This is a genomic window from Pseudomonas sp. GV105, from assembly GCF_003058185.1.
Classification (GTDB): Bacteria; Pseudomonadota; Gammaproteobacteria; order Pseudomonadales; family Pseudomonadaceae; genus Aquipseudomonas; species Aquipseudomonas veronii.
On the sequence record NZ_QBUF01000016.1, the window covers coordinates 117,850 to 137,553 of the forward strand.

General features: G+C 61.7%; 16 protein-coding genes. 8 read left to right on the top strand and 8 right to left on the bottom strand.

Annotation, left to right across the window (positions count from 1 at the left end; all coding sequences use genetic code 11):
* Nucleotides 1-71: 71 nt before the first annotated feature.
* The gene (locus tag C8K66_RS26425) at nucleotides 72-2,327 is read left to right on the top strand and encodes an Orn/Lys/Arg decarboxylase N-terminal domain-containing protein (RefSeq protein ID WP_046383130.1); all 2,256 of its coding nucleotides are present in this window, start codon (nucleotides 72-74) and stop codon (nucleotides 2,325-2,327) included.
* A 20-nt stretch (nucleotides 2,328-2,347) separates the two neighbouring features.
* Nucleotides 2,348-2,917: a GNAT family N-acetyltransferase gene (locus C8K66_RS26430; protein WP_057005424.1), complete on the top strand. Its 570-nt coding sequence runs from the start codon at nucleotides 2,348-2,350 to the stop codon at nucleotides 2,915-2,917.
* Nucleotides 2,918-2,922: 5 nt separating this feature from the next.
* On the opposite strand, the gene C8K66_RS26435 is transcribed toward C8K66_RS26430, so the two are convergent.
* Nucleotides 2,923-3,816 carry a LysR substrate-binding domain-containing protein gene (locus C8K66_RS26435; RefSeq protein ID WP_017846615.1) on the bottom strand — a complete coding sequence of 298 codons (894 nt, stop codon included), beginning with the start codon at nucleotides 3,814-3,816 and terminating at the stop codon, nucleotides 2,923-2,925.
* Nucleotides 3,817-3,967: 151 nt separating this feature from the next.
* Between C8K66_RS26435 and gspG the strand changes: the two genes are divergently transcribed.
* On the top strand, nucleotides 3,968-4,414 hold the full coding sequence (gspG, locus tag C8K66_RS26440; RefSeq protein WP_057005423.1) for a type II secretion system major pseudopilin GspG: 447 nt from the start codon (nucleotides 3,968-3,970) through the stop codon (nucleotides 4,412-4,414).
* A 103-nt stretch (nucleotides 4,415-4,517) separates the two neighbouring features.
* Nucleotides 4,518-4,862: a hypothetical protein gene (locus tag C8K66_RS26445; RefSeq protein ID WP_017846613.1), complete on the top strand. Its 345-nt coding sequence runs from the start codon at nucleotides 4,518-4,520 to the stop codon at nucleotides 4,860-4,862.
* Between the two features lie 63 nt (nucleotides 4,863-4,925).
* Here C8K66_RS26445 and C8K66_RS26450 read toward each other — a convergent pair whose 3' ends face one another.
* Nucleotides 4,926-5,162 (bottom strand): hypothetical protein, encoded by a 237-nt coding sequence (locus tag C8K66_RS26450; protein WP_046383133.1) that lies wholly within the window; start codon nucleotides 5,160-5,162, stop codon nucleotides 4,926-4,928.
* 227 nt (nucleotides 5,163-5,389) lie between these two features.
* Between C8K66_RS26450 and C8K66_RS26455 the strand changes: the two genes are divergently transcribed.
* Nucleotides 5,390-5,947, top strand: a complete 558-nt coding sequence (locus C8K66_RS26455; protein ID WP_017846611.1) for an NADPH-dependent FMN reductase — start codon at nucleotides 5,390-5,392, stop codon at nucleotides 5,945-5,947.
* 104 nt (nucleotides 5,948-6,051) lie between these two features.
* Here the strand turns inward: C8K66_RS26455 and poxB are convergent, their stop codons facing one another.
* On the bottom strand, nucleotides 6,052-7,776 hold the full coding sequence (poxB, locus tag C8K66_RS26460; RefSeq protein ID WP_057005422.1) for a ubiquinone-dependent pyruvate dehydrogenase: 1,725 nt from the start codon (nucleotides 7,774-7,776) through the stop codon (nucleotides 6,052-6,054).
* A 77-nt stretch (nucleotides 7,777-7,853) separates the two neighbouring features.
* A complete protein-coding gene (locus C8K66_RS26465; RefSeq protein WP_108526416.1) occupies nucleotides 7,854-9,077 on the bottom strand; it encodes an NADH:flavin oxidoreductase/NADH oxidase family protein in 1,224 nt (407 codons plus the stop codon).
* A gap of 70 nt (nucleotides 9,078-9,147) precedes the next feature.
* On the opposite strand from C8K66_RS26465, the gene C8K66_RS26470 reads away from it, so the two are divergent.
* Nucleotides 9,148-9,552, top strand: a complete 405-nt coding sequence (locus C8K66_RS26470; protein WP_108526418.1) for a MerR family transcriptional regulator — start codon at nucleotides 9,148-9,150, stop codon at nucleotides 9,550-9,552.
* Nucleotides 9,553-9,592: 40 nt separating this feature from the next.
* Here the strand turns inward: C8K66_RS26470 and C8K66_RS26475 are convergent, their stop codons facing one another.
* Together C8K66_RS26475 and C8K66_RS26480 are read right to left on the bottom strand one after the other, a co-directional pair.
* The gene (locus C8K66_RS26475) at nucleotides 9,593-10,087 is read right to left on the bottom strand and encodes a DUF934 domain-containing protein (RefSeq protein WP_017846607.1); all 495 of its coding nucleotides are present in this window, start codon (nucleotides 10,085-10,087) and stop codon (nucleotides 9,593-9,595) included.
* Nucleotides 10,071-11,729, bottom strand: a complete 1,659-nt coding sequence (locus C8K66_RS26480) for a nitrite/sulfite reductase (protein WP_108526421.1) — start codon at nucleotides 11,727-11,729, stop codon at nucleotides 10,071-10,073. Before C8K66_RS26480 ends, C8K66_RS26475 begins: the two co-directional genes overlap by 17 nt.
* A gap of 422 nt (nucleotides 11,730-12,151) precedes the next feature.
* Between C8K66_RS26480 and C8K66_RS26485 the strand changes: the two genes are divergently transcribed.
* On the top strand, nucleotides 12,152-13,219 hold the full coding sequence (locus C8K66_RS26485) for an ABC transporter substrate-binding protein (RefSeq protein ID WP_057005420.1): 1,068 nt from the start codon (nucleotides 12,152-12,154) through the stop codon (nucleotides 13,217-13,219).
* Here the strand turns inward: C8K66_RS26485 and C8K66_RS26490 are convergent.
* Together C8K66_RS26490 and metH are read right to left on the bottom strand one after the other, a co-directional pair.
* Nucleotides 13,216-13,434 (bottom strand): DUF2970 domain-containing protein, encoded by a 219-nt coding sequence (locus C8K66_RS26490; protein ID WP_017846603.1) that lies wholly within the window; start codon nucleotides 13,432-13,434, stop codon nucleotides 13,216-13,218. The genes C8K66_RS26485 and C8K66_RS26490 overlap by 4 nt on opposite strands.
* A 51-nt stretch (nucleotides 13,435-13,485) precedes the next feature.
* Complete coding sequence (metH, locus tag C8K66_RS26495; RefSeq protein WP_017846602.1) at nucleotides 13,486-17,196, bottom strand: methionine synthase; 3,711 nt, start codon at nucleotides 17,194-17,196, stop codon at nucleotides 13,486-13,488.
* Between the two features lie 164 nt (nucleotides 17,197-17,360).
* Between metH and C8K66_RS26500 the strand changes: the two genes are divergently transcribed.
* Entirely contained in the window at nucleotides 17,361-19,655 is a 2,295-nt protein-coding gene (locus C8K66_RS26500; RefSeq protein ID WP_108526423.1) for a fatty acid cis/trans isomerase, read from the top strand.
* Nucleotides 19,656-19,704 lie beyond the last annotated feature (49 nt).

Sequence of the window (19,704 nt, forward strand, 5' to 3'; positions counted from 1 at the left end):
AAAATCTTCATTCGCTACATCCGCTCACAGCTTCTACCCTGAGTGCATCATCCTCAGGACTCAAAGCCCCCATGTACAAAGACCTGAAGTTCCCCATCCTTATCGTGCATCGCGACATCAAGGCCGACACCGTTGCCGGCGACCGGGTTCGGGGTATCGCTCAAGAGTTGGAACAAGAGGGCTTCAGTATCTTTTCTGCGGTGGACTACGCCGAAGGCCGGCTGGTGGCCTCGACCCACCATGGCCTGGCCTGCATGCTGATCGCCGCCGAAGGTGCTGGGGAAAACACCCACCTGCTGCAAAACATGGTCGAACTGATCCGCCTGGCGCGACTGAGGGCGCCCAACCTGCCGATTTTCGCCCTGGGTGAACAAGTCACCCTGGAAAACGCCCCGGCTGATGCGATGAGCGAACTCAACCAACTGCGCGGCATTCTTTACCTGTTCGAAGACACCGTGCCGTTTCTCGCCAGGCAAGTCGCCCGAGCCGCGCGCACGTACCTCGATGGCCTGCTGCCGCCCTTCTTCAAAGCCCTGGTGCAACACACCGCCGACTCCAATTATTCCTGGCACACCCCCGGTCACGGTGGCGGCGTGGCCTATCGCAAAAGCCCGGTGGGGCAGGCGTTTCATCAGTTCTTCGGGGAAAACACGCTGCGCTCCGACCTGTCCGTGTCTGTGCCGGAGCTGGGCTCGCTGCTCGATCACACCGGGCCGCTGGCCGAAGCCGAAGCGCGTGCTGCGCGGAATTTCGGTGCCGATCACACCTTCTTTGTGATCAATGGCACCTCGACCGCCAACAAGATCGTCTGGCACTCGATGGTCGCTCGAGATGATCTGGTGCTGGTCGACCGCAACTGCCACAAATCGGTGTTGCACTCGATCATCATGACCGGCGCGATCCCGCTGTATTTGTGCCCGGAGCGCAACGAGCTAGGCATTATCGGCCCGATTCCCCTCAGTGAATTCAGCCCTGCGTCGATCCGCGCCAAGATCGAGGCCAGCCCATTGACCCGCGGGCGGCCGGCGAAAGTGAAGCTGGCGGTGGTCACCAACTCCACCTACGACGGCCTATGCTACAACGCCGAGCTGATCAAGCAGCAATTGGGCAACAGTGTCGAGGTGCTGCACTTCGACGAGGCCTGGTACGCCTACGCGGCGTTCCACGAGTTCTTTGCCGGGCGCTATGGCATGGGCACGTCGCGCACGCCGGACAGCCCGCTGGTGTTCACCACGCATTCCACGCACAAGTTGCTGGCGGCATTCAGCCAGGCCTCGATGATCCATGTGCAGGACGGCGGCGCGCGGCAGTTGGACCGCGATCGGTTCAACGAAGCGTTCATGATGCATATCTCCACCTCGCCGCAATACAGCATCATCGCCTCGCTGGACGTGGCGTCGGCGATGATGGAAGGCCCGGCGGGGCGCTCGCTGCTGCAGGAAATGTTCGACGAAGCCTTGAGCTTCCGCCGTGCCCTGGCCAACCTGCGCCAGCACATCGCCGCCGAAGACTGGTGGTTTTCCATCTGGCAGCCGCCGTCCGTGGCCGGCATCGACCGGGTCGCCACGGCGGATTGGCTGTTGCAGCCCGAGGATGACTGGCATGGCTTTGGCGACGTGGCCGAAGATTACGTGCTGCTGGACCCCATCAAAGTCACGTTGGTGATGCCCGGGCTCACTGCCGGCGGCGCGTTGAGCGACTGCGGAATTCCCGCTGCGGTGGTCAGCAAATTCCTCTGGGAGCGTGGCCTGGTGGTGGAAAAAACCGGCCTGTATTCGTTCCTCGTGCTGTTTTCCATGGGCATCACCAAGGGCAAATGGAGTACCTTGCTCACCGAATTACTGGAATTCAAACGCAACTACGACGCCAATGTCAGCCTTGCCAGTTGCCTGCCTTCGGTATTTGCCCAGGGCCCGGTGCGTTATCAAGGCCTGGGGCTGCGCGATCTGTGCGACCAATTACATAGCTGTTACCGTAGCAACGCCACCGCCAAACACCTCAAGCGGATGTACACCGTGTTGCCCGACATCGCGATGAAACCGGCCGACGCCTATGACCAATTGGTCAGGGGCGACGTCGAGGCGGTGTCCATCGATGCCTTGGCTGGGCGCATCGCCGCGGTGATGCTGGTGCCTTATCCGCCGGGCATTCCGTTGATCATGCCGGGTGAGCGCTTTACCGAGTCAACGCGTTCGATCATCGACTACCTGGCCTTTGCCCGCACGTTCGATAGCAGTTTCCCCGGCTTTGTCGCGGATGTTCATGGGTTGCAACACGAAGACGACGGCAGTGGTCGTTGTTACACCGTCGATTGCATCAAGGGATAAGGATGTTTATGCAAGCTGTAATGAACCCGAAGTATCCAGGGCTCAGTGTGCGGGTCGCCGACGAGGGCTTCGACGCCTACGTGTGGGGCAATGATTTCAGTTTTGAGGTCAGCGCCTATGGCGTGCCGGAGCTGGGCAAGCGGGTCGAACAGTGGCTCGTGGAGCGCATCCTGCCGTACCGCAAGTGCTACGGCATCGACCCGGAGGAGTTCGCCAGCTTTCGCGATGCGCCCGACAGCGCGATCTTCATGGCCTTTCTGGACGACAGACCGGTCGGGCATGTCGTGGTCAGTACCAATTGGAATGGCTTCGCGCACGTCGATGAGCTGGCCGTGGCGTTGCCCGCGCGCCGTCACGGCGTGGCCAAGGCGCTGCTGGACGTGGCGCAGTTCTGGAGTCGCAAGAAAAACCTGCCGGGCATGATGTTGGAGACCCAGAACAACAACCTCGGCGCCTGCCGCCTGTATGAGCGTTGTGGGTATGTGGTGGGCGGGATCGACCACCTGCGCTATCGCGGGATCGACCCGCAAACCCGTGAGGTGGCGATTTTCTGGTATCGCTTGTTCAAGGCGGAAATCGAAGCGGTCTGACGCGTTCAGCTCGCGAGCAGGCCTTCGGCTTTCTGCGTGACAATCTCCAGCAGTGCATTCAGTGCCGGTGAGGTCACGCCCTCCCTGAGGGTCAGCGCATACAGGCTGACCATGATCGGCGGCGATACCGGGCACGCGTCCAGCCCGGCCTCCCGGGCGCCGAACGCGGTGAACGGATCGACGATCGCCAGGCCTTCGCCGGCCTCCACCATGCTGCGCATCATCTGGTAAGTCTGCACCCGCGTCTGCACCACCGGCAGCGGGCGCAGGGCTTGCAGTTTGGCGTCGAGCAGGCGACTGAGCGGGTCCTGGCCCTCCAGCCCGATCATCGACTGCCCGGCCAGGTCCTGCAGGGCGATGTACTTCTGCTTGGGTTTGAGCCAGCCATGGGGCGCGAGCAGTTGCAGTTTGCCCTGGGCCAATACGCTGCTTTGGATTTGCGGATGTTCTGGGTCATGCAGGCTCAGGCCCACGTCGGCCTCGTGCAGCAACAGGCTCCTGACAATCTCGCGGGTCGGCTGGCTCGACAGGTTGCACGGCGTGTCCTGGAAGCGTCGGCGCAGCACGGCGATGCTTTGCGGCAGCAGTTGATTGGCCAGGGGCGGCGTACACAGGGCACGCAGGGTTGGCGCGTGATGGTGCTTCAGGCGGCTGGCCAAGCGTTGTACCGGCTCCAGCGCTTCATACACATGGGCGATTTGCGCCTGTAACTCCAGGGTTTCCCGTGTTGGCTGCAGGCGTCCGCGCACGCTGGCGAACAACATAAAGCCCAATTGCTGCTCGGCGTCCTTGAGCGTCGCGTCCACATCGCCCACAGAAAGCTGCAACCATTCGGCGGCCGTGCCGAGGTGTCCGGTCTGCAAGATGGCCTGAATCACTTCGATATGACGTAAACGCATGGCCGGAGTCTAGGGTCAGCAGGGCCGGGATTCAATGGCCTGGAAAAAAACAGCGGGAGCGTTGATTCGCATCGACTTACGTTAGCCTTGCGCAACTGCAACAAGCAGGGCATATAACGAGCGTATCAACCGAGCGACAAGGGAGCTCAGAATGTCTGCACCAGTCATAGTCGGCAACCGGCGCACCCACGGCGGCTTTACGCGGTGGGCGGTGCTGGTGGTACTCGTCGTCATCGGCGTGTTGGCCCTGGCATTGTGGCCGCGGCTGTTTGGCGAGATGACCCTGACGGAAATCGCTACGGCCAAGGCCCAGGTCGCCGAGCTGGGCAAGGCCGTCGAGCACTTCCATCAAGACACTGGCCGCTATCCGACCGATGAGGAAGGCCTGGAGGGGTTGATCAAGCCGCCTGCCGCCGACGCGAATTGGAAAGGCCCCTATGTCAACGAGGAGCTGCTGACCGATCCGTGGGGTGTTGCTTATCAGTATCACTTTCCGCCGAGCCAACCCCAGGTTCCGTTCGACCTGTTCTCCTTCGGCAAGGATCGGACGTTGGGCGGTGTCGGGGATAACAAGGATATTACCTACGGCGACAACTGATTCATCTGGCATTACCCATCGACCTGTTTAGAATGGTTGGTCTGATCATCAACGACCAATGCCGGTTACCCGGTACTTACAACAAAAACAGGTCTGGTCTCAAATGCCGATGCCCGCGAACTTCTTCGGGGTAACGGCCAGGCAACTGCTGGTCCTGGTGACCGTGGGAGGCGTGGCCGCTTATCTCTTGAGCAATCCCGACGACACTACGTCCGAAAACCTCGCACTCGATGCGTTCATCCGTTCCCAGGAACAGGTGGGCGCGCAGGTGGGTGCGGTGTTGGGCATCACGCTGGTCAGGCAGGTGGTGGCGTATCCCGCGTATGGTACGCCGGGCTACAAGCGCTTGATGTATGACGTCGAGGGCGAGAAGGGGCGACTGATGGTCACGCTCAAACAGGTTGAGGGAGACCCGGGGATTGAAGTGACGGAGGTTCGCCGCCCGTGATCGCCCGGCCCAGTCAATGCCGTCAATGGCCAGGACTGAGCAGGTACGCTCGGGGGCTCAAGCTTATTGCGCGCGGACGGTTTCCGATTCGCGGACGATAATGGTCCCGGACTGAATCAATTTGAATTCATCGCCTTCCAGTTTTTCTACACGGTCGCCAATGGCCAGCTTGTAGGTTGTGGTGGGCGCCGAGCCAGCCAGGCCGTCTAGCGGCGGGGTGGATTCCTGGAACTCATGCACCGAATACACGCGTCCTTCTGCGTCTCTGGCATGGAACTGTCCGACAAGTACTGCTGCCATCTGTTTAGAACCTCTGGAGATAAACACTCGATTTGCGGTTCTGTAGACCGTCATGGAGCGGGGTAGTTTACCTATGGAAAAAAAATACTATTCGTTGATGTTTTCAGACGCTTCCTACGCGGGTGGTCGCGAGGCAGACGCCGGGGGAATTATCAAAACCTTCTGGTGAACGCGTCGCGAAGGCTCTATAACTACAAGCTCCTTTAGTCAGACGTCGGGAAACCTCAATGAGCAAGGTCTACACGATTGCCGTCCTGGTGGGCAGCTTGAGAAAAGAGTCGATCAACCGCAAGGTCGCCCTGGCATTGGCCGAACTGGCCCCCGCCAACCTCACATTGAACATTGTCGAAATTGGCGATTTGCCGCTCTACAACGAGGACATCGACGGGGCATCACCGCCCGCAGCCTACAGTACTTTCCGTCAACAAGTGCGTTCATCCGACGCAGTGCTGTTCGTGACCCCCGAATACAACCGCTCCGTGCCCGCCCCGCTGAAGAATGCCATCGATGTGGGCTCGCGCCCTTACGGGCAAAGCGCCTGGAGCGGCAAGCCGGGGGCGATTATCAGTGTGTCGCCGGGGGCTGTCGGCGGCTTTGGCGCCAACCACCATCTGCGCCAGTCCCTGGTGTTCCTCGACGTGCCGTGCATGCAGCAGCCGGAAGCCTACCTGGGCGGCGCGGGCAGTGTGTTCGACGAGGCGGGCAAGCTGTCGGAGAAAACCAAGCCGTTCCTGCAGGCGTTTATCGATGCCTACGGCAAGTGGGTAGAAAAACAGCACGGCTGATCGCCGATGTGGAAACGGGCTGGCTCGCGATGGCGATGTATCAGTTGAAGATGCATGCACTGAAGCCGCGCAATCGCGAGCAAGCCCGTCAGCCTGTGTTCACGTCAGCGTAACCAGTTGGTGCGCGCCAGCTCGATCACTTCATCCCCGCGCCCGCTCATCACTGCCTTGAGCATGTACAGACTGAAACCCTTGGCCTGTTCCAGCTTGATACTGGGTGGCATCACCAGCTCCTGGGTCGCCGTCACCACGTCCACCAGCACCGGGCCGTCATGGGCCAGGGCGCGGCGCAGGGCCGGTTCGAGGTCTTCGGATTGCTCCACGCGAATGCCCAGGATGCCCATGGCGTTGGACATGGCGGCGAAGTCCGGGTTTTTCAGCTCGGTGCCGGCCTCAAGGTAGCCGGCGGCTTTCATTTCCATGGCGACAAAACCGAGTGATGCGTTATCGAACACGATGACCTTCACCGGCAGTTTCAGCTGCGCCAACGAAATGAAATCCCCCATCAACATGGTAAAACCGCCGTCGCCGGACATTGAGATCACCTGTCGCCCGGGGAAAGCCGCCTGGGCACCGATGGCCTGGGGCAGGGCGTTGGCCATCGAGCCGTGGTTGAACGAGCCGATCAGGCGCCGTTTGCCGTTCATTTTCAGGTAGCGCGCCGCCCACACGGTGGGCGAGCCGACGTCGGCGGTGAAGATCGCATCGTCGTCGGCCAGTTCGCTGAGCAGGCGCGCCACGTATTGCGGGTGAATCGGCCGGTTGGCCTTCGACGCTTGCGCCAGGTCATCGAGGCCCTGGCGGGCTTTCTCGTAGTGTTTCAAGGACGTTTCGAGGAAGCTGCGGTCGGCCTTGCGGGTCAGGCGCGGTAGCAGTGCATCGATCGTCTCGCTCACGTCAGCGGCGATGCCCAGGTCCAGGGTGGCGCGCCGGCCCAGTGCCTGGGGGTTGCGATCGATCTGGATGATCTTCGCGTCGGTGGGGTAGAACTGGCGGTACGGAAAGTCGGTGCCGAGCATGATCAGCGTGTCGCAATTGAGCATGGCGTGGTAACCGGAGCTGAAACCGATCAGGCCGGTCATGCCCACGTCGAACGGGTTGTCCCATTCCACGTGCTCCTTGCCGCGCAAAGCGTGTACCACCGGCGCGCCCAAGGCATCGGCCAGGGCCACCACTTGGGCATGGGCGCCAGCGCATCCGCTGCCGCACAGCAAGGTGACTTTCTGGCTGCTGTCGAGGATTTCGCTGAGGCGTTGCAGGTCCTGTTCCGCCGGCAGGGTGCGCGGCGCATGCAGGGCCGGCCAGGGTTTGAGCGTGTCTTCCACTTCCAGCAGCGACACATCCCCGGGGATCACCACCACCGCCACGCCGCGATTGAGGATTGCTGCGCGCATGGCGCGATGCAGCACTTGGGGCATCTGCTCGGGGTTGGTCACCAGTTCGATGAAGTGGCTGCACTCTTTGAACAGTTCCTGGGGGTGGGTTTCCTGGAAGTAGTTCAAGCCGATTTCGGAAGACGGGATTTGTGCGGCGATGGCCAACACCGGTACATGGTTGCGATGGCAGTCGAACAGGCCGTTGATCAAATGCAGATTGCCCGGCCCGCAACTGCCGGCGCACACCGCCAACTCGCCGGTGGCGGCGGCTTCGGCACCGGCGGCGAACGCGGCGACCTCTTCGTGGCGCACATGCATCCACTCGATGCTGTCCATGGTGCGCAGTGCGTCGGTGAGGCCATTGAGGCTGTCGCCGGTCAGGCCCCAGATGCGCTTGATGCCCGCCTGTTCAAGGGTGGTTGCCAATTGCTGGGCCAGGTTGATTTTCGCCATGAAGAACTCCAATCGTCAGTGAGGTTAAAAGTGGCTGATCAATAGAGGACAGTTCGATCACGGCGAATGCTCCGTGCTTAATGTGAAGATTGCGTCATGGTTGCGCGGTATTGGCGAGTGCGCCGGGCGATAAACCATTGATCGCGGACCAGTGCCATGCACGGCGCAACGTTGGGATTGGGGCGATGGCCGCGGCTCAGGCAACGCATCTGGTGACGCACCACGGCGAGGGCGGCGAGGGGCTTGCGCTTCCAACTGATCGATGTGAGTTGCGGGTTGGGGTCGCGACCTTCGCGCCAGTGTTTGATCAGTTGCGGTTCCAGGGTCAGGGCGGTGGCGATACCGGCCATGGCGATGCCGCTGTCGAGGACTTGCTGCACCACCGGCAAGCGGCGAATGCCACCGGTGACCATCGCCGGCATGTTTGCGAGGGTCGCCAGTTCGCGGGCCATTTCCAGGAAATACGCTTCGCGGGCCAGGGTCCGCCCGTCCCGGGCTTCGCCCTGCATGGCCGGTGCTTCGTAGCTGCCGCCGGACAGCTCCAGCAGGTCGATGGGCAGGGCATTGAGCAGCTCAATCACGGCACGCGCATCGTCCGCGTCGAAGCCGCCGCGCTGGAAGTCTGCCGAGTTGAGTTTCACCCCCACGCAAAACGAGGGGCTGACACTGGCGCGAACGGCCTTGATCACTTCCATCAGCAAGCGTGCGCGGTTCGGCAGCGAGCCGCCCCAGTGATCGGTGCGCCGGTTGCTCAAGGGCGAGAGAAACTGGCTGAGCAAGTAGCCATGCGCTGCGTGGATCTGCACGCCTGTAAACCCGGCTTTCTCGGCCAGGCGCGCGCTGGTGGCAAAGCGCGTGATCACGTTCTGGATCTCGTCTTCGGACATAGCCCTGGGCTTGGCGAACATCTTCGAAAAAATACCCAGGTCGAGGGCCACGGCGGACGGCGCCAAGGCTTGCTGGCGCAGGTTGGCCGGCGTCTGGCGCCCCGGATGATTGAGCTGCACCCAGAAGTGCCCGCCGTTGTTGCGTCCGACGGCCGCCCATTCGCGAAAGCTGTCCAGTGACCGCTCGTCCTCCAGCGCAACGCCGCCGGGGCCGGTCATGGCGCGGCGGTCGATCATCACGTTACCGGTCAGCAGCAAGCCGGGCTCGCCATCCGCCCAGGCCTGGTACAACTGCTTCAATTCACGGGACGGCGCTTGTTGGGCGTCGGCCATGTTCTCCTCCATCGCAGCCTTGGCGATACGGTTGACAAGGACTTGGCCGTTGGGCAGTTGCAAGGGTTCGAAAGGTGACATGGTTGACTCCTGAAGGGGGGAGGCCTCAGGCTAAGCTTAAAGTTAACTTTAATGTCAAGCGGGCATGGCGATGAATATTGGTGAACTGGCGAAACAGAGCGGGCTGGCGGCGTCGCGTATTCGGTTTTATGAGGCCGAAGGGTTGATCAGCCAGGTGGGCAGGCAGGCCAACGGCTATCGGCGTTATGCCCCCGAGGCCCTGCAAACCCTGCAACTGATCCAGAACGCCCAACAGGCCGGGTTTACCTTGCAGGAACTCAAGGCGCTGATGCCGGCGCCGGGCGAGCACAAGCGCGAGGCGCTGATTGAGGCGTTGGAGCGTAAGGTGCAGCAGATCGAAGGGATGCAGGCGCAACTGGCGCACAGCAAGGCGCAGTTGCTGGGCGTGATCGCGGCGGTGCGCGCGCAGCCGGAGGGGGTGCCGTGTTCCATGGAGCAGAAGCAGGTGCTGGCGTCGATCAAAATCGATGTATAAAAAAGCCCTGGCATGCCAGGGCTTTTCACGATGCTAACGCTTAACGGCGACGGAACAGCGGCAGCGGCTCGTCCGTTGCAGCCTGGTACGTCACGGAAAAGTCCTTGAGGCTTTCCAGCGCTTCATACGGGTCTTTGTCGGGGCGCAAGGCGAAGGCATCGAACCCGCAGCGGTGCAGGTAGAACAGTTGGTCGCGCAGCACGTCGCCAATCGCGCGCAATTCGCCTTTGTAACCGTAGCGGTCACGCAGCAGGCGCGCATTGGAGTAGTTGCGCCCGTCGGTGAAGGCCGGGAAGTTCAGGGCGATGACCTGGAAGTGAGCCACGTCGTCACCGATCTCTTCGGCTTCTTCATCGGCGTCCAGCCACACGCCCAGGCCGCCGTCACGGGCCTTGAGCGCATGACCGTGCTCGCGCCACAGCGCCAGCGGCACGATCAGGTCGTCGCAGTTGGAGATGCCGTCGAAGGTCGCGTCCTTGGGCAGCAGGTGCCAGGTTTCGTCGACGACTTCGTTGTTCTTAATGATTCGCTGCATAGACGCGCTCCTTGAACAGGTCAATGCCGATGCGCTGGTAGGTGTCGATGAAACGCTCATCTTCGGTGCGCTGCTCGATGTACACATCGATCAGTTTGCCGATCACCTCGGGCATGGCTTCCTGGGCGAAGGATGGGCCGAGGATCTTGCCCAGGCTCGCATCGCGGCTGGCGCTGCCACCCAGGGACACTTGGTAGAATTCTTCGCCTTTCTTGTCCACGCCCAGGATGCCGATGTGGCCGACGTGGTGGTGACCACAGGCGTTCATGCAACCGGAAATGTTCAGGTCCAGCTCGCCGATGTCGAACAGGTAGTCCAGGTCGTCGAAACGGCGCTGGATCGATTCGGCAATCGGGATCGACTTGGCGTTGGCCAGGGAGCAGAAGTCGCCGCCCGGGCAGCAGATGATGTCGGTCAGCAGGCCGATGTTCGGCGTGGCGAAACCCCCTTCGCGCAGTTCGCCCCACAGGGTGAACAGTTGGCTCTGCTCAACGTCCGCGAGAATGATGTTCTGCTCGTGGGAGGTGCGCAGTTGACCGAAGCTGTAGCGCTCGGCCAGGTCGGCCACGGCGTCCAGCTGCTTGTCGGTGATATCGCCGGGGGCGACGCCGGTAGGCTTGAGCGACAGGGTCACGGCGACATAGCCCGGCTTTTTGTGCGCCAGGGTGTTGCGCACACGCCAGCGGGCGAAACCTGGGTGCTGCTGGTCGAGCACGGCGAGTTCGGCGTCCTGATTGCCCAGGGCTTTGTACTCGGGGTCGACGAAGTGTTTGGCCACGCGGTGGACTTCGGCGTCGGTCAGGGTGGTCTGGCCGCCGCGCAGGTGTTCCATCTCGGCGTCGACTTTCTGCGCGAACACCTCAGGGGTCAGCGCCTTGACCAGGATCTTGATCCGCGCCTTGTATTTGTTGTCGCGACGGCCATAGCGGTTGTAGACCCGCAGGATCGCGTCGAGGTAGCTCAGCAGGTCCTGCCACGGCAGGAACTCGTTGATAAACGCGCCGACCACCGGGGTACGCCCCAGGCCGCCGCCTACCAGTACACGGAAGCCCAACTCGCCGGCGGCGTTGTAGACCGGCTCCAGGCCGATGTCGTGTACTTCGATCGCCGCACGGTCCGATGTCGAGCCATTGATGGCGATCTTGAACTTGCGCGGCAGGTAAGCGAATTCTGGGTGGAACGTGGTCCATTGGCGGACGATTTCACACCAGGGGCGCGGGTCGATCAGTTCGTCGGCGGCAACCCCGGCGAATTGGTCGGTGGTCACGTTGCGCAGGCAGTTACCGCTGGTCTGAATGGCGTGCATCTGCACGGTGGCCAGCTCAGCCAGGATGTCCGGCACGTCTTCCAGCGCCGGCCAGTTGAACTGCACGTTCTGGCGGGTACTGATGTGGGCGTAGCCCTTGTCGAAGTCGCGGGCAATCTTGGCCATCATGCGCGTCTGGCGCGAAGTCAGTTGGCCATAGGGCACGGCCACCCGCAGCATCGGCGCAAAGCGCTGAACATAAAGGCCATTTTGCAGGCGCAGAGGGCGGAACTCTTCTTCGCTCAGTTCACCTGCTAGGTAGCGTCGGGTCTGATCACGGAACTGCTTGACGCGGTCCTCGATGATGCGCTGATCGTATTCGTCGTATACGTACATATAGGTCCTGTTCTCGGCAAATCTGCGCGCACGGCCGCGCACTCCCAACGGAGCCGGGGCACGATACCAGTTTGCGTTTATGCGCAAAAGTGATGTTTGAATATATGCAAAGAACCAAATCGACTAATGGGAGCGATTGTCGGTATACACGCATTTGTCATGCGGGCAATCATCGACTTTACTGTGGGCGAGTCTGAATGCAATCACCTATAAAACCGACAAGAGGCGATGCGATGAGCCATCCGACAAAAGCCCGTAAACCCGACAGTACCGTGGATGCCTGGGCCATTCTATTTCTGATCATTCTCGTGGTAGGGACGGCGGTGTTCTGGGTCGGCCACCAGTAAACAGCGTTGACTGAGCCTCGAATGACTGTCCGATTGCCAGTATCATGGCGGTCAATGTTCAAGGCTTGAATAACCATGGTGAAGGTTCTGTTTACGTGTGTGTGGTTGCTGGGGCCAGCATTTTGTGGCGTGGCCCAGGCAGCGTCGGTGGTGTTTCTCAACCCGGGCATGTCGACGGAAACCTTTTGGGTCAGTTACGCGCAATTCATGCAGGCCGCGGCCAAGGACCTCGGCCTGGATTTGCGCGTGCGCTATGGCGAGCGCGATCTTCACACCACATTGGTCCAGGCCCGGGAGGAACTGCAAGGCCGCGAGCGGCCGGATTATCTGGTGCTGGTCAATGAGCAGTATGTCGCCCCGCAGATTCTGCGCATGGCCCAGGGCAGTGGGGTCAAATTACTGGTGGTGAACAGCGCGCTGACCGCCGACCAGGTGCAGTTGTTGGGCGCCCGCACGGGCATCGATCTGATCGGCAGCCTGGTCGCCGACGACGAAGAGGCCGGCTACCTGATGCTCAAGGACATGTTGCGCCAGCACGGCCGTGTTGCGCCCGGCGAATCCCTCGACCTGCTGGCCTTCTCCGGCATCAAGACCACTCCCGTTGCCCTGTTGCGAGAGCAGGGCATGCGCCGGGCGCTGGCCGAACACCCCGAGGTGCGCCTGCGTCAGTTGGTTTATGGCGAGTGGAGCCGTGAGCGCGCCTTCGAGCAAGCGACGCAGCTGTTCAAGCGTTACCCGCACACGGCGCTGGTGTGGTCGGCCAACGATCAGATGGCACTGGGTGCCATGCAGGCGTTTCGGGACAGCGGGCGCGTGCCTGGCAAGGACGCGCTGTTCAGTGCGGTCAACAGTTCGCCGGAGATCTTGCAGGCGCGTCTGAACGGGCAGTTGTCGTCCCTGGTCGCCGGGCATTTCACCGTGGGCGGGTGGGCGATGGTGCTGATCAATGATGATGCCAAGGGCGTGGACATCGGCGCTCACGGCGGGCGCGACCGCCAGGAGGCGCTATTCCAACTGATCGATTCCGCCCAGGCGCGGCGCTTGCTGGGGCCCATGCCGACGGTAAATTTCCGCGCACTGTCCGCCCTGGGCAAGCCTGCGTCCTATGGTTACCCCTTCAGCATGCGTCTGTTGCTGCACTAGACCCCGGCCAGCAGCAACACCAGCTTGACGATGCCGAACAGCGTCAAGGCAAACACCACTGTGAACAGAATGCCCAGGACCACAAAGTGGCTGGGCTTGCCATGGGTAAAGTCGCGGGCGCGGTTCTTGCCGCTCTGCACGCCAAAGGCGGCGGCGACGACGCTGTGCAGCATCTGCCACAGGGTAGGCGGTTTGTTGTTGGCTGGATCGTCCATACGTGCCTCGACACAAGATGTGTGAGGCAAGCATAGACAATCTGCGCGTGCTTAGTTGTCGTAACCCAGGTTCGGTGCCAACCAGCGCTCGGTCACGGCCAGGTCCTGGCCTTTGCGTGCGGTGTAGCTCGCCACCTGGTCTTTGTCGACCTTGCCCACGGCGAAGTATTGCGCCTGCGGGTGGGCGAAGTACCAGCCGCTGACCGCAGCCGCCGGGAACATCGCGTAGTGCTCGGTGAGGAACACGCCGCTGCGGCCGGCATGCATCTCGCGGGCCTCGGGGTCCAGCAGTTGGAACAGGGTGCCTTTCTCGGTGTGGTCGGGGCACGCCGGGTAGCCGGGGGCAGGGCGGATGCCGCTGTACTGTTCCTTGATCAGCGCGTCGTTGTCCAGTTGCTCGTCCTTGGCATAACCCCAGTAATCTTTGCGCACCTGTTGGTGCAGCCATTCGGCGCAGGCTTCGGCCAGGCGGTCGGCCAGGGCCTTGACCATGATCGAGTTGTAGTCGTCGCCCGCGTCCTGGTAAGCCTTGGCCACTTCCTCGGCGCCGATGCCCGCGGTGGTGATAAACCCTCCCACGTAGTCGGTGATGCCGCTGTCTTTGGGCGCGACGAAGTCGGCCAGGGAGAAGTTCGGCTTGCCGTCGGTCTTGATGATCTGCTGGCGCAGGTGGTGCAAGGTTGCCAGGGGCTGCCCGTCGTCGCCGTAGACTTCCAGGTCATCATCGTTCACCTGGTTGGCCGGCCAGAAACCAAATACCGCGCGAGCGCTGATCAGCTTCTCGTCGATCAGCTTGGCGAGCATTTCCTGGGCGTCGGCATACAGCGCCGTGGCGGCTTCACCCACCACTTCATCGGTGAGGATGCGCGGGAACTTGCCGGCCAGGTCCCAGGAGATGAAGAACGGAGTCCAGTCGATGTATTCGGCGAGCACCTTGAGGTCGATGTTGTCCAGCACCTTGGCGCCGGTAAAGGTCGGCGTGACCGGCGTGTAAGTGCTCCAGTCGAACTGCGGCTTCTTGGCGATCGCCGCCGGGTAGCTCAGGCGTTCGGTGCGTGCGCTGCGGTTCGAGGTGCGCTCGCGCACTTCGATGTATTCCAGGCGGGTCTTCTCGACGAAACCGGCCTTCAATTCCTTGGACAGCAACTGCGTGGCCACGCCCACCGCGCGCGAGGCGTCGGTCACGTAGATCACTGCATCATTGCTGTACTTGGGTTCGATCTTCACCGCCGTGTGCGCCTTGGAGGTGGTGGCGCCACCGATCATCAGCGGCAGGTGGAAGTCCTGGCGCTGCATTTCGCGGGCGACGTGGACCATCTCATCGAGGGACGGGGTGATCAGGCCGGACAGCCCGATGATGTCGCACTTCTGTTCCTTGGCCACCTGCAGGATCTTCTCCGCCGGCACCATCACGCCCAGATCGACGATGTCATAGCCGTTGCATCCCAGCACCACGCCGACGATGTTCTTGCCGATGTCATGCACGTCGCCCTTCACCGTGGCCATGAGGATCTTGCCCTTGGCTTCCGGCTTGTCGCCTTTTTCCAGTTCGATGAACGGGATCAAGTGGGCCACGGCTTGTTTCATCACCCGCGCCGATTTCACCACCTGTGGCAGGAACATTTTGCCCGCGCCAAACAGGTCGCCGACGATGTTCATGCCGGACATCAGCGGGCCTTCGATCACTTCGATCGGGCGCGCGAACGACTGCCGGGACTCTTCGGTGTCTTCGACGATGTGCGTGGTGATGCCCTTGACCAGTGCGTGTTCCAGGCGCTTGTTGACCGGCCAGCCGCGCCATTCCTCGGTTTCGGCTTCCTTGACGCTGCCGTCGCCCTTGTACTTGTCGGCGATGGCGAGCAGGGCGTCGGTGCCGTCCGGGGTGCGGTTGAGCACCACGTCTTCCACCGCGTCGCGCAGTTCGGCGGGGATCTGGTCGTAGATCTCCAGCTGGCCGGCGTTGACGATGCCCATGGTCAGGCCGTTGCGGATCGCATACAGCAGGAACACCGAGTGGATCGCCTCGCGCACCGGGTTGTTGCCGCGGAACGAGAACGACACGTTGGACACGCCGCCGGACGTCAGCGCATACGGCAGCTCGTCGCGGATGTAGGCGCAGGCGTTGATGAAGTCGACGGCGTAGTTGTTGTGCTCTTCGATACCGGTGGCGACCGCGAAGATGTTCGGGTCGAAGATGATGTCTTCCGGCGGGAAGCCGACTTCATTGACCAGGATGTCGTAGGAGCGTTTGCAGATCTCTTTCTTGCGCGCTTCGGTGTCGGCCTGGCCGGCTTCGTCGAAGGCCATCACCACCACGGCGGCGCCGTAGCGTTTGCACAGCTTGGCGTGATGGATGAACTGCTCGACGCCTTCCTTCATGCTGATGGAGTTGACGATGCCCTTGCCCTGGATGCACTTGAGGCCGGCTTCGATCACTTCCCACTTGGAGGAGTCGATCATGATCGGCACGCGGGAGATGTCCGGCTCGCCGGCAATCAGATTGAGGAAGGTCACCATGGCCTTCTTCGAATCGAGCATGCCTTCGTCCATGTTGATGTCGATCACCTGGGCGCCGGCTTCCACCTGCTGCAGGGCGACTTCGAGGGCTTCGGTGTAGTTGTCTTCGCGGATCAGCCGGGCGAAACGGGCGGAGCCGGTGATGTTGGTACGTTCGCCGACGTTGACGAACAACGACTGGCGATCAATGGTGAACGGCTCCAGGCCCGACAGGCGGCAGGCCTTGGGGATGTCCGGGATCTGGCGCGGCGCGTAACCGGCCACGGCCTTGGCGATGGCTTCGATATGCCCCGGCGTGGTGCCACAGCAGCCGCCGACGATGTTCAGGAAGCCGCTTTGGGCGAATTCCTCGATGACTTTGGCGGTTTGCGCCGGCAATTCGTCGTATTCGCCGAATTCGTTGGGCAGGCCGGCGTTAGGGTGCGCGGACACATAAGTGTTGGCCTTGTTCGACAGCTCTTCGAGGTACGGACGCAACTCGCTGGCGCCCAGGGCGCAGTTGAGGCCCACGGAAATCGGCTTGGCGTGGCTGACCGAGTTCCAGAACGCTTCGGTGGTCTGGCCCGACAGGGTACGGCCGGAGGCGTCGGTGATGGTGCCGGAGATCATGATCGGCAATTCGAAGCCCAGCTCTTCGAATACACCCTGCACGGCAAAGATCGCGGCCTTGGCGTTGAGGGTGTCGAAAATGGTTTCGATGAGGATCAGGTCCGCGCCGCCTTCGATCAGGCCCTTGGTGGCCTCGGTGTAGTTCTCCACCAGTTCATCGAAGGTCACGTTGCGGTAGCCGGGGTTGTTCACATCCGGCGACAGCGAGCAGGTACGGCTGGTCGGGCCGAGCACGCCGGCGACGAAGCGTGGCTTGTCCGGCGTCTCCAGGGTCTTGGCGTCGGCCACCTTGCGCGCGACGCGGGCACCTTCTACGTTCAACTCGTAGGCGAGCGACTCCATGCCGTAATCGGCCTGGGACACTTGGGTGGCGTTGAAGGTGTTGGTTTCGAGGATGTCGGCGCCGGCATCCAGGTACGCCTTCTCGATGGAGGCGATGACGTCCGGACGGCTGAGCAGCAACAGGTCGTTGTTACCCTTGACGTCGCTCGGCCAGTCGGCAAACCGTTTGCCGCGGTAGTCCTGTTCTTCCAGCTTATAGCTCTGGATCATCGTGCCCATGCCGCCGTCGAGGATCAGGATGCGTTCCTTGAGGGCTTGGTGAAGGGCTTGCAGACGAGCGCTACGATCGGACATGGGACTACTCTGTTCAGGCATTACGGAGGGCGTGGATCATAGCAAACCTGTGTGGATTTGGAGCATGTGCAGGTTTTGCATGAATATCGTTCATGTTGGTGCGCGTGTTAGATCGGTAGAATCCGCGGGATTTTCCATTTTGGCTTCATATCGGGACCAGGCTCATGCCGTATCGCATCATCATCAGCTTCGTTCTGTTGCTGATTGGCAGCACTACACAGGCCCAAGATCCCGCTCCGGCGCTTTCCTACACCCGTGATATCCAACCGATCTTCACTGAGAAGTGCGTGGCGTGCCATGCCTGCTACGACTCGGCCTGCCAGTTGAACCTGGGCAGTGGCGAGGGCGCGGCGCGGGGGGCGACCAAGGTGCTGGTCTACGATGGTGATCGCAGTCAGGCGACCAAGCCGACGCGTCTGTTCTACGACGCGTTCGGCAAGGCTGCCTGGCGGCACGAAGGCTTCACTTCCGTGCTCGACGCCCAAGGCAGCCAGGCTGCGTTGATGGCGCGCATGCTCGAACTGGGCCACAGCCGCGCGCCGTTGCAGCCCAACGGCAAGCTGCCGGACGACATCGTGCTGGGCCTGAACCGCGAGAACATGTGCCCGCGGCCAGAGGAGTTCGACACTTACGCCGACGTGCACCCCAATGAAGGCATGCCGCTGGCCGTGACCGGCTTGAGCGACCAGCAGTACCAGACCCTGCGACGCTGGCTGGCCTCCGGTGCGCCGATTGACCAGCAGGGCGTGGCGCCAAGTGCCCAGGAAGCCGCGCAAGTGCTGCAGTGGGAAAACCTGCTCAACGCCCCCGGCGCCCGCGAAAGCCTGGTCGCCCGCTGGCTGTTTGAACACCTGTTTATCGCACATCTGTATTTCGAAGGCGGTGAGCCGGGGCATTTCTTCCAGTGGGTCCGCTCGCGCACCCCCAGTGGGCAGCCGATCGACCTGATCAATACCCGTCGCCCCAACGACGATCCCGGTACCCGGATCTACTACCGGCTGTGGCCGATACAAGGGGTGATCGTCCATAAGACCCACATCACGTACCCACTCAGCGCGGCGAAAATGGAACGGGTCAAAGCCTTGTTCTACAGCGGCGACTGGCAGGTCAGCGCCTTGCCGGGCTACGGTCCGGGCCGTCGTGCCAACCCGTTCGAGACGTTCGAGGCGATTCCGGCCCAGGCGCGCTACCAGTTCATGCTCGATAATGCCGAGTACTTTGTCCGCACTTTCATCCGCGGCCCGGTGTGCCGGGGCCAGATCGCCACGGACGTGATCCGCGACAACTTCTGGGCGCTGTTCCAGGCCCCCGAACACGACCTGTACATCACCGATCCGCTCTATCGCGGCCGGGCCACGCCGTTGCTGGCAATGCCCGGGCAGAACGACGACGTGGGCAGCGTGCTCAGCCTGTGGCTCAAGTACCGTGACAAGCGCAACGAGTACGAAGCGCTGCGTCGCTACCGCTATGGCGAGTTGCCGGCGCCCGGTTGGTCGACGCTGTGGGCCGGCAACGACAATGCGTTGTTGAGCATCTTCCGTCACTTCGACAGCGCGTCGGTCAATAAAGGCCTGATCGGTGAAGTCCCGCAGACGATGTGGTTGTTCGATTATCCGTTGCTGGAGCGCACCTACTACCAATTGGTGGTCAACTTCGACGTGTTCGGCAACGTCTCCCATCAGGCCCAGACCCGCTTGTACTTCGACCTGATCCGCAATGGCGCCGAACAGAACTTCCTGCGCCTGATGCCGGCCAATTCGCGGGACGATTTCCTCGACGATTGGTATCAGAACGGCGGCAAGGTCAAGTTGTGGATGGACTATGAGTCGATCGACGACGATAAACCCACCGGCCTGAAACTGAATGAAAAAGACCCGAAGCGCGATTTCGTCAACCAGTTGCTGGCGCGTTATGGCGACCTCAATGCCAGCCCAGACCCGATCAATCGCTGTGTCGGCGCCTACTGCTCGCGGCCGGGCCTCGAACCGGTGCTGCGCGATGCCGAGCAGGCCCTGAGTCGCCTGACGTCACGCCCGGCGGCGGGGCTCAAGGTCATCGACCAATTGCCGGAAGCGACCATGCTGCGCATCGAAACCCGCACCGGTCATCGTGAGGTCTACAGCCTGCTGCGCAACCGTGCCCACAGTAATGTCGCGTTCATGCTGGGTGAGGCTTCTCGCTATCAACCGGGCCTGGACACGTTGACGGTCTACCCCGGCGTGCTGAGCAGTTATCCGAACTTCATGTTCAATATCCCGGCCGAGCAAGTGCCGGCGTTCGTCGCGGCCATGGAAAGTGCCCGCGACGCCCAGCACTTCGAGAAGATCGTCGATCGTTGGGGTGTGCGTCGCAGTCATCCGCAGTTCTGGGAGTACTTCCACGATCTGTCGACCTACATCCGCGAAACCACGCCGTTGGAAGAGGGTGTGCTGGATATGAACCGCTATGAAAACCTCTGACGGCGATGGCGAGGCTTTTCCGACAAAATTACTGGGGCTTTGTATCTGC